The sequence below is a fragment of the Pseudomonas sp. Irchel s3h9 genome, assembly GCF_900187475.1.
GTDB lineage: Bacteria > Pseudomonadota > Gammaproteobacteria > Pseudomonadales > Pseudomonadaceae > Aquipseudomonas > Aquipseudomonas neuropathica.
On sequence record NZ_FYDH01000019.1, the window covers coordinates 43,034 to 58,707 of the forward strand.

Annotated in this window: 15 protein-coding genes; 10 read left to right on the plus strand and 5 right to left on the minus strand. The window is 59.4% G+C overall.

Going from position 1 to position 15,674, the window contains the following annotated elements; translation table 11 throughout:
• The first annotated feature begins 11 nt into the window (after positions 1-11).
• The 5 genes from CKW26_RS26155 (at position 12) to CKW26_RS26175 (ending at position 3,934) form a co-directional block, all read left to right on the plus strand.
• Entirely contained in the window at positions 12-641 is a 630-nt protein-coding gene (locus tag CKW26_RS26155; RefSeq protein WP_095050700.1) for a DNA repair protein, read from the plus strand.
• A gap of 17 nt (positions 642-658) precedes the next feature.
• Positions 659-1,129, plus strand: coding sequence for a YbjN domain-containing protein (locus CKW26_RS26160; RefSeq protein ID WP_095050701.1), 471 nt, complete (start codon positions 659-661; stop codon positions 1,127-1,129).
• Complete coding sequence (locus CKW26_RS26165; RefSeq protein WP_095050702.1) at positions 1,126-2,073, plus strand: peptidylprolyl isomerase; 948 nt, start codon at positions 1,126-1,128, stop codon at positions 2,071-2,073. The genes CKW26_RS26160 and CKW26_RS26165 overlap by 4 nt, the downstream gene beginning before the upstream one ends.
• Before the next feature lie 186 nt (positions 2,074-2,259).
• The gene (locus CKW26_RS26170) at positions 2,260-3,240 is read left to right on the plus strand and encodes a LysR family transcriptional regulator (RefSeq protein WP_095050703.1); all 981 of its coding nucleotides are present in this window, start codon (positions 2,260-2,262) and stop codon (positions 3,238-3,240) included.
• Between the two features lie 175 nt (positions 3,241-3,415).
• The gene (locus CKW26_RS26175) at positions 3,416-3,934 is read left to right on the plus strand and encodes a GNAT family N-acetyltransferase (RefSeq protein ID WP_095050704.1); all 519 of its coding nucleotides are present in this window, start codon (positions 3,416-3,418) and stop codon (positions 3,932-3,934) included.
• 1 nt (position 3,935) lies between these two features.
• Here CKW26_RS26175 and CKW26_RS26180 read toward each other — a convergent pair whose 3' ends face one another.
• Positions 3,936-4,628 carry an aspartate/glutamate racemase family protein gene (locus CKW26_RS26180; RefSeq protein WP_095050705.1) on the minus strand — a complete coding sequence of 231 codons (693 nt, stop codon included), beginning with the start codon at positions 4,626-4,628 and terminating at the stop codon, positions 3,936-3,938.
• 212 nt (positions 4,629-4,840) lie between these two features.
• On the opposite strand from CKW26_RS26180, the gene CKW26_RS26185 reads away from it, so the two are divergent.
• Positions 4,841-5,332 carry a hypothetical protein gene (locus CKW26_RS26185; protein ID WP_095050706.1) on the plus strand — a complete coding sequence of 164 codons (492 nt, stop codon included), beginning with the start codon at positions 4,841-4,843 and terminating at the stop codon, positions 5,330-5,332.
• Positions 5,333-5,741: 409 nt separating this feature from the next.
• Here the strand turns inward: CKW26_RS26185 and CKW26_RS26190 are convergent, their stop codons facing one another.
• Both CKW26_RS26190 and ccoN read right to left on the minus strand, forming a co-directional pair.
• A complete protein-coding gene (locus CKW26_RS26190) occupies positions 5,742-5,960 on the minus strand; it encodes a CcoQ/FixQ family Cbb3-type cytochrome c oxidase assembly chaperone (protein WP_095050707.1) in 219 nt (72 codons plus the stop codon).
• Positions 5,961-5,978: 18 nt separating this feature from the next.
• Positions 5,979-7,406 carry a cytochrome-c oxidase, cbb3-type subunit I gene (gene ccoN / locus CKW26_RS26195; RefSeq protein WP_095050758.1) on the minus strand — a complete coding sequence of 476 codons (1,428 nt, stop codon included), beginning with the start codon at positions 7,404-7,406 and terminating at the stop codon, positions 5,979-5,981.
• A gap of 339 nt (positions 7,407-7,745) precedes the next feature.
• On the opposite strand from ccoN, the gene CKW26_RS26205 reads away from it, so the two are divergent.
• From CKW26_RS26205 to CKW26_RS26220, 4 genes are all read left to right on the plus strand, one after another.
• A complete protein-coding gene (locus CKW26_RS26205; RefSeq protein ID WP_095050708.1) occupies positions 7,746-9,416 on the plus strand; it encodes a nitrite/sulfite reductase in 1,671 nt (556 codons plus the stop codon).
• Positions 9,413-9,892, plus strand: coding sequence for a DUF934 domain-containing protein (locus CKW26_RS26210; RefSeq protein ID WP_095050709.1), 480 nt, complete (start codon positions 9,413-9,415; stop codon positions 9,890-9,892). Before CKW26_RS26205 ends, CKW26_RS26210 begins: the two co-directional genes overlap by 4 nt.
• Positions 9,893-10,111: 219 nt before the next feature.
• Complete coding sequence (locus CKW26_RS26215) at positions 10,112-11,086, plus strand: hypothetical protein (protein ID WP_095050710.1); 975 nt, start codon at positions 10,112-10,114, stop codon at positions 11,084-11,086.
• A 903-nt stretch (positions 11,087-11,989) separates the two neighbouring features.
• Positions 11,990-12,664, plus strand: coding sequence for a DUF3313 domain-containing protein (locus tag CKW26_RS26220; RefSeq protein WP_077572687.1), 675 nt, complete (start codon positions 11,990-11,992; stop codon positions 12,662-12,664).
• A 49-nt stretch (positions 12,665-12,713) separates the two neighbouring features.
• On the opposite strand, the gene CKW26_RS26225 is transcribed toward CKW26_RS26220, so the two are convergent.
• Both CKW26_RS26225 and CKW26_RS26230 read right to left on the minus strand, forming a co-directional pair.
• Positions 12,714-13,709, minus strand: a complete 996-nt coding sequence (locus tag CKW26_RS26225) for a DUF3829 domain-containing protein (RefSeq protein WP_095050711.1) — start codon at positions 13,707-13,709, stop codon at positions 12,714-12,716.
• Positions 13,706-15,334: a J domain-containing protein gene (locus tag CKW26_RS26230; RefSeq protein WP_095050712.1), complete on the minus strand. Its 1,629-nt coding sequence runs from the start codon at positions 15,332-15,334 to the stop codon at positions 13,706-13,708. The genes CKW26_RS26225 and CKW26_RS26230 overlap by 4 nt, the downstream gene beginning before the upstream one ends.
• Between the last annotated feature and the right edge of the window lie 340 nt (positions 15,335-15,674).

The following is a 15,674-nucleotide window of genomic DNA, read 5'->3' on the forward strand; positions in this document are numbered from 1 at the left end:
GGGAGAGGGTTATGAAAACGCGATTTGTGTTGCTCGGGCTCGGGCTGTTGATTGCCACCGGGGTGAATGCCGAAGGCATGGAAGAGCGCCTGCGCACGCAATTGCGCAGCACCACGCAACAGTTGCAGGCCCTGCAAAGTCAGCAGGCCCAGGCCAGCGCCGCGCAACTGGCGGCGCAGAACGAGGTCAAGGCTGCGCAGGCGCAAATCAAGCAATTGAGCGCTGAGCTGGCCAAGGCCAAAGGCGTCGCCGAGCAACTGGCCGGGCAGCAGCAGAGCCTGCACAGCCAGGCGCAGGCACAAGTAGCGGCCAGTGCCGAGCAGACCGGCAAGTTCAAAAAGGCCTATGACGAGTTGCTGGTGCTGGCCCGTGCCAAAGAAGCAGAACGGTCTAAGCTTCAAGCGCAATTGGCTGAACGTGACACACAAGTGCAGCAATGTTCAGTCAAGAATCAGCAGATGTACGGCGTCGCCAAGCAGATCCTCACTGCCTACGAAAACATCGACGTGGCCGAGGTGATGAAGATCCGCCAGCCCTTCGCGGGCAGCGCCCGGGTCAAGTTCGATGAACTGGCCCAGGGGTTTGGCGACGACCTCTACAAGACTCAATTCGACGCGCCGCAAGCCGCGCTCACGCACTGATAGACAAGGAAGAAGTAATGACTCAATTGATCAGCCACGTATCGCCAAAATCTCTGACCGAAGTCCTGCAAGCTGCGGGTTATCGCGTCAACGAAACCGAGCAGAACGGTATTGTTCAGTTGCTCAGCGCCAGTCAGGGCATTGGTTACGCCGTGCGATTCGGCAATCCGGCGGTGGAGCAGGGCAGTTACGTCGATTTCACTTTCAGCTGTGCGCTGCGGGTGCAGGGTGAGTTGCCACAGGGTGTGGCCGAGCAGTGGAACGCGAGCCGTCGTTTTGCGCGTTTGTCGTTGCAGGGCGAGTTTCTGGTGATGGAAATGGATGTGGTCGTGGCAGCGGGCGTGAGCAACGATCACCTGCGCGGCAACCTGGAATTGTGGGATCGCCTGTTGCAGGAATTTATCGTTTATCTGCGTGATTTCACTCAAGCTGCGCAAGCATCCACCGCGAAAGTGGCTGTCGCCGAGCAAGAGGAAGTCGCGCTGTGAAAAAGCCTGCCATGGTGATCAGCGCTGCTGCAGTGGCGCTGTTGGTGGTGGCCGTGGCGCTGGTGGTGCGGCCGGGCAGTGACCCGGTCGCCGCCCAGCAATCGTCGTCGGTGACGGCGGTTGCAACGGGGCCGGCGGTGGCGCGGTTGGGTAATCAGCAGGTAACCCCTGCGGAACTTCAGGCGTTGCTGGCTACAGTTCCGCCGGAAACCCGCGAACAATTGCGCGGTAATCGTGAGGCGCTGGAACGGTGGATTCGCACGCGTCTGGCCGAGAAAGCGGTGCTGGAGCAGGCTGATGCGCAGGGTTGGGCGCAGCGTCCCGAGGTTGCGCGGCAGACCCGGGCAGCGACTGAGCAGATCGTGTTCCGTGATTACTTGCGTTCGGTCAGTGAGGTGCCGGCGGATTATCCGAGTGCGGCTGAGTTGCAGCAGGCTTATGACTCAGGCAAGGCGAATTGGCAGACGCCGGCGTTGTATCGGGTCAGTCAGATTTTCCTTGGGGTGAATGATCCGCAGAATCTTGAGTCGGTGCGCAAGCAGGCGCTTGAATTGAGCAAGAAAGCTCAGGCAACGCCGGCGGAATTTGCCGCACTGGCCACTCAGTATTCACAGGATCGTGTCACCGCTGAACGCGGCGGCGATACGGGCCTGCAACCGTTGCCGCAACTGGTCCCGGAGGTGCGTGGTGCAGTGGCGCGGCTCAAGGTTGGCGCGGTTTCTGATCCCGTCCAGAGCGCCGCCGGGTTCCACGTGATCAAACTCACCGAGCAACAACCGGCGCGTCTGGCGACCCTCGACGAACTGCGCGATCAACTGACCCAGGCCTTGCGGGCGCAACGCCAGGAACAGATTGCCCAAGCCTATCTGGACGGCATGCTCAACACCGCCACGCTGAGCATCGACGGCGCCGAGCTCAATAAAGTCCTGGAGGAAAAACACTGATTTCACCTTCACTGAGTGACCTGTGGGAGCTGGCTTGCCAGCGATGGCGGCTTATCAGTCACCCATGATGTTGGATCTTCCGGCCTCATCGCTGGCAAGCCAGCTCCCACAGGATCTCCACTGGGTTCAGAAATAGTTAAAAGTGCTGGAAGCCAGCAAAATACAAAGATCGACAGGGAGTCATCGATGTCATTCACCGAACCCGCAGGACGACAGGGCAACCACGATTACCACTGGCCGCACGACCACAGCGAACCGTGGCTCGCACATGCTGCGACCATTGACAGCGAAGTCGCGCAATACTTCCTCGTCAGCGCCCGCTGCGGTTGCTTCATGCAAGCCGCGCGCAGCCTCAACGTGCGCGCAACCTTGTTGCGCAAACAACTGGCCCAGCTTGAGCAAGAACTGCAACACACCCTGTTCAGCTTTCAGGGCAGCGCCTTGAGCCTCACTCGCGAAGGCCAACAGCTACAGGCCAAACTCATAGCGCTGGCCAACGAACGCAAACTGCCGGTGATCGAGCAACCATTGATCCGCCTCGCCGTCGCCGAATCGATCCTCCACGACATCCTCGGCCGCGACCTCATCGCGCTGCTGCGGCGCAACGCCAGCGTACGCCTGGAAATCATCGCGCTGGACAGCGAGTTGTCCCTGCGTGCCGTCAGCGCCGACATCGTTCTCTGGCTCGCCCACGGCGCAACCCCACACCCCGGACCGACCTTCGCCACCAGCGAGCCGCAAGCGCTGGCACGCCTCGACTACCTGCCACACATCGCCAAACGCTACTCCCGCGTCACCGCCCGCCCGGACACCCCCGACGACCTCGCCGACTTCATGCTGGTGCAATGGCAGCATGATCGGCAAATCGACAGTTTTCGTCCGTGGAATGAGTTGGTTGAACAGCGGTTGGCCGGGGTGGTGCAGATGCAGTCTTATGAGTTGATGCTGGAGATGATTCGTTGCAGCGCTTGCATCGGGTTGTTGCCGGCGTACATGAGCCGGTTTGATAGGGGCCTGATCGCGCTGCCGGGGTTGTTTAAAGAGCCGATGCAATTGCAGGCATGGCTGGCGGTCAATGCCGATTCGCAGAATGTGGCCGAAGTGCAGACCCTAACCGACCTCATCCACCACACCTTCAATGAACGTCACGAATGGTTCCAGCCCTGATGCATTCCTCTGTAGGAGTGAGCCTGCTCGCGAAAGCGGTGTGTCAGATTGATCAATGTTGACTGACACACCGCTTTCGCGAGCAGGCTCACTCCTACAAGTGTTCACCTATGGCAGATGAGGTGTTCAGCGGTTTAGAGTGGACGGCCACTCATCGATCCAGGAAGGATCCGCCATGCCAGACCACAACCCCGCCATCCACCTCGAACGCTTCAACGAATCCCACATCGAGGGTATCACTGCGCTCTACAACGACCCGGCCGTGGCGCGGCAGGTGCTGCAGATGCCGTTTCAGTCCGTTGAGGTCTGGCGCCAGCGCCTGCTGGCGGACAACGAACGGGCGGTGAAGCTGGTTGCGCTGCATCAGGGCGTGGTGATCGGCAACCTCGGGCTGGAGGCGTATTCGCGGATGCGTCGGGCGCACGCTGGCAGTTTCGGTATGGGCGTTGCGGTGGCGTGGCAGGGCAAAGGCGTGGGCTCGACGCTGTTGGCGGCGGCGCTGGAGGTTGCCGACAACTGGATGAATCTGCACCGTGTCGAACTCACGGTCTATGCCGACAACGAAGCGGCCATCGGCCTCTACCGCAAGTTCGGTTTCGAGGACGAAGGCCTGTTCCGCGATTACGCGGTGCGCGACGGGCAATGGGTCGACACCCTGAGCATGGCCCGCCTGCGCACTCGCCCGAAAACCTGAGTCAGGCGCCCAGCGCGAACGCCACCGCCGACTGCGCATGCAGTTCGGTGGTGTCGAGCAGGGGCAGGGCGCTGTGTTCGGGTTTGATCAACATGCCAATTTCCGTGCAGCCGAGGATGATCGCCTGCGCGCCACGCGCGGTGAGGGATTCGATCACCCGCTGATAGATTTGTCGCGACTGTTCATTGATCACGCCGACGCAAAGTTCGTCGTAGATGATCCGGTGCACATCCTTACGCTCTGTTTCGTCCGGCACCAATACGGTCAAACCCTTGGCGACCAGACGTTGCTTGAGAAAGTCCTGTTCCATGGTGAACGCCGTGCCTAGCAAACCGACGGTGCGCGCATCAATGTCCTGGGCAGCCTGCGCGGCCGGTTCGGCAATGTGCAGGAACGGAATGCTGATCGCCGCCTGAATCTGCTCGGCGACCTTGTGCATGGTGTTGGTACACAGCACCACACATTCCGCGCCTCCCGCTTCCAGCCTGCGCGCAGCATCGACCAGAATTGCCGCCGCATCGTCCCAGCGCCCGGCGTGCTGGGCCTGTTCGACAGGGCCGAAATCGACGCTGTGCATCAGCAACTGCGCGGAGCGCAACGGGCCGAGACGATCCCGGACTTGCTGATTAATGAGTCGATAGTATTCGGCGCTGGATTCCCAGCTCATGCCGCCGATCAGGCCGATGGTGCGCATTGGATGTCCTCAGGCAAATGACAGTGTCGAGCGTTCAGGTCTGCCCGGAGTTTCCTTTTCTTCATGCTTCGATGCCAGCAGCAAGTGACTGTACTGCTGAAGTTTCACCCAAGTGTCATGGTGCTGCGTCGGGCTTGCTGCAGCTTAATCGTACGTAGCGGCTGGTATCTGCCACTATCGAGTATTGCAGGTCCTTTCCGAGGAACACCGCTATGGACGATGTACAGCAACTGGGCGAGATGCTTCGTCATTACGCCGAGAGCGAAGCGCACAAGAAGCAACTGTTCGAGACGCAATCGGCTGCTTGGGCCACGCGGATTACCGCGCTGTTCGCCGATATTCAGCAATGGCTGGAGCCGGTGCAGGCGCCGAATCTGCTGGAGGTGAGTCGCGAGGCCTATGTCGCGTTCGGGCCGAGTACACCGGTGGAAACATCGACCTTCAAGACCGAGAAACTGAGCATCGTGATTGCCGGCAAACCGGTGGAGTTCGTGCCGGATGTGATGGGCAGCGCGGGGCAGATTTCGCTTGCGGTGATGGGGCTGACGGCGGCGCGGTATGGCAGCATTTCGCTGGTGGGATTGCCGGACGGCACGTGGCAGTGGCGCAAGACTAATGGGCTGAAGGATCCGGATACGTTTGCCTTTGACGCCAACTTCCTCGCCCAGCAGTTGCAGAGCCTGATTCCTCGCGATCGTAGTTAAGATCAAGAGCTACCCCCTCACCCCAGCCCTCTCCCCCAAGGGGGCGAGGGGGAAAGGGAGCCGATCTTCGTTGTTTATGAGATTGCATTCACCTTGGATTTTTCAGGCCGACGTAACTCGAATAATCAACTCGGTCAGTTCCCTCTACCTCAGGGGGCGAGGGGGAAAGGGAGCCGATCTTCGTTGTTTTTGAGATTGCATTCACCTTAGATATTTCAAGTCGGCGTAACCCGAACAAACAACTCGGTCAGTTCCCTCTCCCCCAGGGGGAGAGGGAGCCGATCTTCATTGTTTGTGAGATTGCATTCACCTTAGATATTGCAGGTCGACGTGCCCTGAACAAACAACTCGGTCAGTTCCCTCTCCCTCTGGGAGAGGGCTAGGGTGAGGGCTGCCCGACTGACACCCCTCACATATCAAGATTCACCCACCCCGGCTTCGCCACCTCCGGCGCCACCGCTTTCACGGTTTTCCCGGTAGCCAGCTCCACCCGCCGCGCCACCTCCGGATCATCGGCAAACGGCACCATACTCGCTTCATCCAGGCTGTCCGCCGTCTCCCGTCGCAAGCAGTACTCAACCGCCAGCCACAGAAACATCACGCCCAACACATCAAAGAAAATCTCCATCACGAGCGGCTCCCTGCCTCAGGCGATCTGCGCTTCACTGCGCGCCAGTGCAACGTCGGCCACCCGCACCGTACGCCACACGTTGTAGGCCATCAGCAACATCCCGGTAAGGAAGAACACCCCGCCAGCAAAGCGCACGATGAACCCCGGATGACTGGCCTGCAGCGCCTCGACGAATGAATAGGTCAGCGTGCCGTCCTCGTTGATCGCCCGCCACATCAGGCCCTGGGTGATGCCGTTGACCCACATCGAAGCGATGTACAACACCGTGCCGATGGTCGCCAGCCAGAAGTGCAGGTTGATCAGCGGCGTGCTGTACATCTGCTCGCGGCCAAACACTTTGGGCACCATGTGATAAGTCGCACCGAAGGTGATCATCGCCACCCAGCCCAACGCGCCGGCGTGAACGTGGCCGATTGTCCAGTCGGTGTAGTGGGAGAGGGCGTTGACGGTTTTGATCGCCATCATCGGCCCTTCGAAGGTCGACATGCCGTAGAACGCCAGCGACAGCACGAGGAAGCGCAGGATCGGGTCGGTGCGCAACTTATGCCAGGCGCCGGACAAGGTCATCATGCCGTTGATCATCCCGCCCCAGCTCGGCGCCAGCAGGATCAGTGACATGGCCATGCCCAGCGACTGCGCCCAGTCCGGCAGCGCGGTGTAATGCAAATGGTGCGGCCCGGCCCAGATGTACAGGGTGATCAGCGCCCAGAAATGCACAATCGACAACCGGTACGAATACACCGGCCGATTGACCTGTTTCGGCACGAAGTAATACATCATGCCGAGGAACCCGGTGGTCAGGAAGAAACCCACCGCGTTGTGCCCGTACCACCACTGCACCATCGCATCGGTGGCGCCGGAATACACCGGATACGACTTGAACCAGTCCACCGGAATCGACAGGTGATTGACCACGTGCAACATGGCGATCACCAGGATGAACGCACCAAAAAACCAGTTGCCGACGTAGATGTGTTTGGTCTTGCGCTGCACCACGGTGGTGAAAAACACAATGGCGTAAGCGACCCAGACGACAGCCATCCACACCGCGCCGGAGAATTCGATCTCGGCGTATTCCTTGGTGGTGGTGTACCCCAGCGGCAGGGTGATCAGCATGACCACAATCACCGATTGCCAGCCCCAGAAGGTGAACGCGGCGAGTTTGTCTGAATACAGCCGCACCTGGCAGGTGCGCTGCACTGCGTAGTAGCTGGCGGCGAATTGCGCGCTGCCGGCGAAACCGAAAATCACCAGGCTGGTGTGCAGCGGTCGCAGTCGGCCGAAGGTGGTCCACGGCAGGTCCAGATTCATCTCTGGCCACACCAGTTGCGAGGCGATCAACACGCCCATCGCCATGCCCACCACACCCCAGAAAATTGTGGCAATGACGAATTGGCGGACGACCTTGTAGTTATAAGCCTGTCCGATTGTTGCTGTGCTCATGGTCAGTTCATCCACGGTTGCAAAGTCTTGCCAGGCCACCCGGTCTGGCATGAGTTGCACTGTAGAAACCCCGCCAGAAACAAAACAGGCTCAGGAATCTTTGATTTGTGCGGATCAGATTAAAGGGCTGACTGCGGCGTTCTGCCGCGCCCTGATATGGTTTTTATGAGTTCAGGTGAATCTGTAACGCGCTGCGCTGCTTCGTCATAGTGCTCTGAAGAAAACTGTGGGAGCGAGCCTGCTCGCGAATGCGGTGTGTCAGCCAACAATGCAGTTGCCTGACACACCGCATTCGCGAGCAGGCTCGCTCCCACAGGAATAACTGATGAGGTGGCAGGCATGTATCAATACGATGATTACGACCGGGCGCTGGTGTTCGAGCGTGTTGCGCAGTTTCGCGATCAGGTCGAGCGCTTCATGGCCGGGGAATTGAGCGAAGAGGAGTTTTTGCCGCTGCGTCTGCAAAACGGCCTGTACATGCAGAAGCACGCCTACATGCTGCGCGTGGCGATTCCCTACGGCACCTTGAGCGCCGAACAGATGCGCACGCTGGCGAGTATCGCCAGCGATTACGATCGTGGTTACGGTCACTTCACTACGCGGCAGAACATGCAGTTCAACTGGATCGAACTGAGCGACGTGCCGGATATCCTCGAACGTCTGGCGCAGGTCAACATGCATGCGATCCAGACCTCCGGCAACTGCGTGCGCAACATCACCACCGAGGCGTTCGCCGGGGTCGCGGCGGACGAGTTGATCGACCCGCGCCCATTGGCCGAGATTCTGCGGCAGTGGTCGACGATCAACCCGGAATTCCTGTTTCTGCCACGCAAATTCAAGATCGCCATTTGCTCGGCGAAGCAGGATCGCGCGGCAATCATGATGCACGACATCGGTCTGTACCTTTACCCCGGCCGCGATGGGCAGATGCTTCTGCGAGTGATCGTCGGCGGTGGTCTGGGGCGCACGCCGATTCTCGGTTTGCAGATCCGCGAAGGCTTGCCGTGGCAGCATTTGCTGTCCTACGTTGAGGCCGTGCTGCGGGTGTACAACCGCCATGGTCGACGTGACAACAAGTACAAGGCGCGGATCAAGATTCTGGTCAAGGCACTGGGCATTGAGGCGTTTGCCAAGGAAGTCGAAGAGGAATGGCGGCATCTCAAGGACGGCCCGGCGCAGTTGACCGAAGCCGAATATCAGCGGGTCGCCAGCGCCTTCGTGCCGCCGGTTTATCACACCCTGGCCGACACCGATCTGGACTTCGGCACGCGCTTGGCCGAAAGCCCGGCGTTTGCCCGTTGGGTCGCGCGCAACGTGCAGCCGCACAAGGTGCCGGGCTACACCAGCGTGGTGCTGTCGACCAAACCGGGCATGGCGGCGCCGCCGGGGGATGTCACCGCTGTGCAGATGCTGGCGGTGGCCGACTGGTCGCAGCGTTTCGGTTTTGGCGAGATTCGCATCGCCCATGAGCAGAACATCGTCTTGCCCGATGTGCCGAAAACCGACCTCTATGCGTTGTGGCAACTGGCGTGCAAACACGACCTGGGCAGCGCCAACGTCGGCCTGCTCACCGACATCATTGCCTGCCCCGGTGGCGATTTCTGTGCGTTGGCCAACGCCAAATCGATCCCGATTGCCCAGGCGATTCAGGCACGCTTCGACAACCTCGATTACCTGCATGATCTCGGCGATATCAGCCTGAACATCTCTGGCTGCATGAACGCCTGCGGTCACCATCACATCGGCAATATCGGCATCCTCGGCGTCGACAAGAACGGCAGCGAGTGGTATCAGATCACCCTCGGCGGCGCCCAGGGCAAAAACAGCGCGTTGGGCAAAGTCATCGGCCCGTCGTTCAGTGCTGCGGAAGTGCCGCAGGTGATCGAGCGGATCATCGGTACGTTTGTGCGCTATCGCGAGCACGAGGAACTGTTTGTCGACACCGTCGCGCGGATTGGCCTGGAGCCGTTCAAAGAGCGGGTTTATCCGAAAACGCTGGAGGCGGTATGAATAATTTGTTGCGGCTGGAGCAGGGCGTAGCGCGAATAGTGACGGACGATCCGTGGACGCTAGTGCGTGAGCCATCGACGCCAAGGCCTGCAGGTTTGCTGATGTTGCCGCTGACGCACTGGTTGGAATCACCGTCGACTCATGCGGTGTGGCTTGGCCCGGACGATGAGGTTGAAAGCCTGGTGCCGTGGTTGGCCTCGTTGCCACTGATCGCCCTGGATTTCCCGAACTTTCGCGACGGGCGTGCTTACAGTCAGGCGTATCTGCTGCGCAGCCGGTTCGGCTGGGCAGGGGAGTTGCGCGCGATTGGCGATGTCTTGCGTGATCAGCTCAGCCATATGCGCCAGTGCGGGTTCGACAGTTTCGCGGTGCGTGAGGACAAATCGGCTGAGGATGCGCTGAAAGGATTGGCCGGAATGAGCGTGCTCTACGGCCGCTCAGTCATCGAACCACGTCCGTTGTTCCGACGGCGCTGACGCTTGAAAAGATCGCAGCCTGCGGCAGCTCCTACAGTGGATCCCGTGTAGGAGCTGCCGCAGGCTGCGATCTTTTGTTCTTCGAAGTACACCGGGGAAACCCCTAGAAACCTCCTGAATCGGGCATTTTCCCTTGGGTGAGTGGTGGCCTTTTGGTAGAGTCGCCGTCGCCAGCGGGTTTTCGGCTGGACGATGGAACCGAAGAAGGGAGTCTGATCAGTGAGTCCGGGCAAAAAAATCCTCGGCCTCACAGCGTTGCTGTTAATGGTGACGCTGTGGGCCAGTTACTTTTATGTATTCAAGGAAAACCGCGACGGCCAACTCGGCGGTGTCGGCGAAAGCACCGCGTGGTGCGGCACGCCGCCATCCACGGAAGCGGCGTTGCTGGGCAAGGACCAACTGACCTTGCGCGTCACCAACAACCTGCGCGGCGAGTTCATGCTCAGCGGTTCCCTGGTGGTTTCGGAACGCACCTTCAACCGTTACGACCTCAGCCGCAACGAACTGCGTCTGCGTCTGGAACCGTTGCAATGGTCCTACGGCGTCACGCCGATCTTCCTTGAGCAGGTCAAGGTGCAGCCGCTGAGCCGCAACCTTTCCGCCACCAATAAAAGTGCCTACGCCGAACTCGAACCACGGCCGATCGGTGTCCAGGGTCAGGTCACCGAATTCCCCTTCGACACTTATCGCTACGGCTATAAACCGGTGCTTTATTACCTCAAGGGCAGCGAGCGCATTGATCTGCGCTTCAAGAACATCACCACGTTGATGGAGATGTCCAACACCTTCACGCCGATCCAGAAGTACAACCGCGTCGACTACATCAACGAGAAAACCTCGATGATCCGCGACGAGGATTACAAGGCGTACGGGCCGCACGAATGTGCCTTCAGCGTCGAGCGCAAAGGTTCGTTCAAGGTGGTGGTGTTGTTGCTGCTGTTGGTGTTGTGCCTGCCGTTACTGCTGGTGTTTTACCGCAATGAACCGGGGATCGACTTCCTTGCCACGCTGTTGGGCGCCGCGATCGTGCGGGTGCTGCTGATCGGGCCGGTGCAGGACTTCCAGCTGTACAACATCGACTTCCTGTTGGGGGCGGCGATTTTGCTGGTGGGCACGGTGTCGCTGATCAAGGCGATGCACATCAACAGTCGGCGGGAGATGGCGTTGCGCAGTGGTGAGACTTCGTCCTGGTAACGGGGTGAACCCCTGAAAAGCCCCTCACCCTAACCCTCTCCCGGAGGGAGAGGGGACTGACCGAGGTGTCTGGCGTCCTGCACCGACGTGGAAGACCGAGTCGATTATGGATTCAAAGCCAATCGGTCACGTCGGTGTATCTCTCGAATCTCCCCCAATCGTCCCCTCTATCTACCTCTGAAAGAGGGGACTGACCGAGGTGTCTGGCGTCCTGCACCGACGTGAAAGACCGAGTCGATTATGGATTCAAAGCCAATCGGTCACGTCGGTGTATCTCTCGAATCATCCCGAATCGGTCCCCTCTATTTACCTCTGAAAGAGGGGACTGACCGAGGTGTCTGGCGTCCTGCACCGACGTGGAAGACCGAGTCGATTATGGATTCAAAGCCAACCGGTCACGTCGGTGTATCTCTCGAATCATCCCGAATCGGTCCCCTCTATTTACCTCTGAAAGAGGGGACTGACCGAGTTGTCTGGCGTCCTGCACCGACGTGAAAGACCGAGTCGATTATGGATTCAAAGGCACTCGCTCAAGTCGGCGGAACTCTTGAATATCCCCCAATCGGTCCCCTCTCCCTCTGGGAGAGGGCTAGGGTGAGGGAAGACAATTTCCAGCCGGTCACTTAAGCGCCGGATCGCCCATGTTCATCTTCTTCCACCCCTGCAACAGCACTTGCGGGCGTTCTAGCTCAGCTTGTTCCAGTGCAGCGGATTCTTGAAGCTCACCAATGGCCAAGAGCTCGATGCAGCGTTGCCGGATGCTCGACGTCTTTCAAATGACGCTTGTGATCCTCCGCGCAGCCTTGCGTGAATATTGTGCTGTGCAATCGCAATTACTGAAGTTTTAGCTATACCTGTAATTCCCCCGGGCAAAGTTTTCGGCCTTCTGACAGGAGTTACAGCATGAAGCTAGCAGTGATGATGGGCACACTGTGTTTTGCCACCCTCGCAGTGGTAGGTTGTTCCAGCAAAACCGTCGACCCGAAAGAGTACTCAGGATTCCTCAAAGACTACAGCCAGCTCAAGGAGGCCAAATCCCCGTCCGGTGCCGAGGTGATGCGCTGGATCGATCCGAAGGTCGACGTCAGGAAATTCACCAGTGTGTACATCGAGCCGACTCAGCTCTACCCGAAACCGCAACCGACCGCGAAAATCTCCCAGCAAACCCTCAATGGCATCACTTCCTACTACGATCAGGCGCTCAAGCGTGAGATCGGCAAAGACTTGCCGTTGGCCACCGGTCCTGGCCCGGGCGTGATTGTGGTGCGTGCGGCAATCACCGCCGTGAGCAGCTCCACCGAAGGCCTGCATGCTTACGAGGTAATTCCGATTGCGTTGGTCGCCGCTGCGGTCAGCACCGCCAGCGGTATTCGTGATCAGGAAACTACGTTGGCCACCGAAGCGGTGTTCCTCGATGGCGCGAATAACAAGGTCGTCGCGCAAGTGGTGCGCAAAGGCACCGGCAAGCCACTGGAAAATGATTCGCAGGCAATGAGCACCAATGACGTCAAACCCGTCATTGATGGCTGGGCCTCAGACCTGCGTCAGTCGTATCTGAAGCTCAAGAAAGCCAAGTAAGCGCACGAGGCCGGATTGTCCGCGAGGACCGTCCGGCCTGTGCACACCCTCAGAAATTGGCGCGTGCCTGGCGGTTGTATTGGCTGAGTAGGGCGTCGTAGCCATGGGTGACGGCGTAGTAATCGTCGCTCAAGCGTTGCGGTTCGGCGTGGTTCTGCCAGTCCTTATGCAGGGTGTTCAGCGCGTCGAGATAGCTTTGCGCTGGCGCACTGATGTGCCGCCACAGCTCCCGCGCGTCATCGTCCTTGTTTCGAAATCCACCCTCGCGAAGAGCGATGAAGGGCGCGCGACGATTCCACGCCTGTTGCAGATCGGCGGTGGTATCGGCCACGGCTTGCGGGGTCAGGGTGCGGTGTTTCATCCCGTCTTCGAGCAGCTCCAATGTCTCCCGGGCTTGCATCATGTACGCCAGCAGAGACCAATGAATCTCCCTGCCCACCCGCGCTTCCAGCAGCTTGAGCTGCTCGGAGCGCTGTGCCACATCAAGTGGCAGCAGTTCCTCTCGCAAGGCTGTCGATGCGTTGATGTAGGCATTGCTGGCGGCCTGGATTTGCTCCGAGCCCTGTGACAACCGGGCGAGCGGCGTGGCATAAAAGTTCGCACTTCTGTCGAGTCGCTCCGGCGTAAAGATCACCGCCGCGCCCTGCAGTGCTTGCGCGTAGTCACGGACTTTTTGCGAAAGCACTGGCTGATAGGCCAAGAGTTCGAGTTTTTCGTTGATATGACTGAGGCAGAGATCCTTTTGGATGTTCTGCACGGTGTACGCATCCGTGTTGTCGAAATCCCGAGCCTCAGCAAGATAACTATCGAATGCATTACCTGCTGGTCGCGGACGCTCGAATTTGTCGTAGGCGTTGCGCCAGTGCACATCGACACGGTTGACGCATGCAATGATCGGACTCAACGCATTGGCCTGTGCGGTCACCACTGAGTCGCGCTGATCAAGCCACAGGTCGAGCTTCAGGAACGGTCGGGTCGCGCTCGACAGCCCCATCACCACCAGAACGACCACTACGCCGCTGACAAACATGAATCTCGACGTCATGGCCTTGCCTCCGCGGGATACCACTGCTCGCGGGTGGCCGGGGCGCCGCAATCGAAAGAACTCGCCGGCAACCGGCTACACAAACGCTCCGCCCAGGGTTGCAGGCCCTGATTGCGATTGACCGTGCCTTGGCTGGCGGCCACTTTGAACACACCCAGTACCAGCACCAGGGTGACAACGCCGAGTAGCGTCAGGCCGATTTTCACCGGCAGGTTGGTCTTTTCCCAGGACGTGTGTGGCTTGACCTGACGGCGACGAATCAAACCCACGCTGGCCAGCGTGGCCGCATAAACGACGCCAGCGATGGGGCCGAAAAACCAGCTGAGCCCGGCCACCATCAATGCGCAGGGAATCAGATCGCGCAGTACGCCGAACGGCGCAGCGTCCTTGGCAAAACCCGGCCACAACCGCGCGCTGAGGCGGTCATCCAGCAGCCAATGGGTGTGCGCCAGTTCGTGCGTCAGCCAGTTGATGCCCGCAGCGATCACGCCAAACACGATTGTTGAGGTCATGACGATATTGATCAGCCCGGTGACGCGCAGCCCCAGCGGGATGAAATGAGTAAATGCACCGATCAGGCAGGCCAGCACCACGCCAACGTAGGTCGGCCATTCGCCGCGTTTCAGTTCCCAGTCGCGCCAGAAAAACGCGGTGCCACCGGGCAATTCCGCGCAGACCTTCGGATGATTGGCATACAGCGCCGAACTCAAATGTCGGCAATGCTCCCAATCTTTCTCACGCAGGCGCCGGGCCAATGCTCGACGCTGGCTGAACGGGCCAGTACCGAGCAGCAGGCGGGCGGCGCGGTGTTCGGCGGTGGCGGGCGGCTCTTCGGCGAGTTGACGCTGTTGCGCGATAAAAATCGGAGCCTCATGGCGCGCGACCAGACGTTTCCATTCATCTTTCGGGCAACGGTTGGCCGGGCCGGAATGCCAGCCCTGGCCCGCACAAACCTGCTCGAAAATAGCGGAAGACCAGTATTCGCAGTCCAGTAGCAATCGACTGAGGAACAGGTTGAACCACTGCCGGTGCACTTCAGCGTCGAGCCAGAGGTATTGCGCGCACTGTGCGTAGGCCTGCAAAAAGGCCGCACTGTCCTCACGTTCGAGGGCATCACGCAGCGGTCGAGTCATGCGTTCCCGCTGGTGATCGAGCAAATGTTCGATGGATTCCTCGTCCAGTTCCAGCCGCTGCCAGGCACTGAACCAGTGATACGTCTGCACCGCCCAATCGACCATCGGCGCCGATGTATCCGGGTGCTCGATGCAATGCTGCAGCAGGGTCTCTTCGAGGATATGCGCGCAACCCTGCTCAACGGCGAGGGCATGGCGCTGTTGCAATTGTGCAAGGCTGGTGTCGGCCAGCGAGCGCGTCGCCTGCTGCAAGGCATCGACTTCGACTACGGTCAGACCGGTCAAATCCCAGGCGTCTTCATCAGCCCCGTGGTCCTCGCTGGCCTGCGCCCATTCCTTGTAATTCAGGGCTTGCTCATAGGCGTCACGCAGGCGCTGGAAGCCCTCGGCGTCTTCGTCCGGGCGGGTCTGTTTGAGCAGGGCAGCGTATTGGCGTTTGATACTGCGCGTATCGGCGTCGGCCGTAAGGCCAAGGACGGTCCAGCAACTCATTGCGTGTACAACTCCATGAAAACCTGCGACGCGGTCCAGTGATGGCACTTTGATTTTGCGCACCCTACCTGTTTCGCGTGGAAAAGTCCTCAGCTGTTGCTTATTGGCCGACAAACCAGCGGCAGTACGGGTTGCCGCCGTTGCCGGGCATCACCCGCCAACTGACCCTGCAAGCGGACGGCGCACTGGCGACAGGAGCTGGCGAGTGACACGAGGTTGCGATCTTTTGATCGTGTTTTTTAAATGCAAAATCAAAGGTTCGTCCGATCGCGGCTTGAGCCTTCGGCTGCTCCTACATATGCGTATTTCAATTCGGGATGTTTAAGCGTTGTTTGGAATT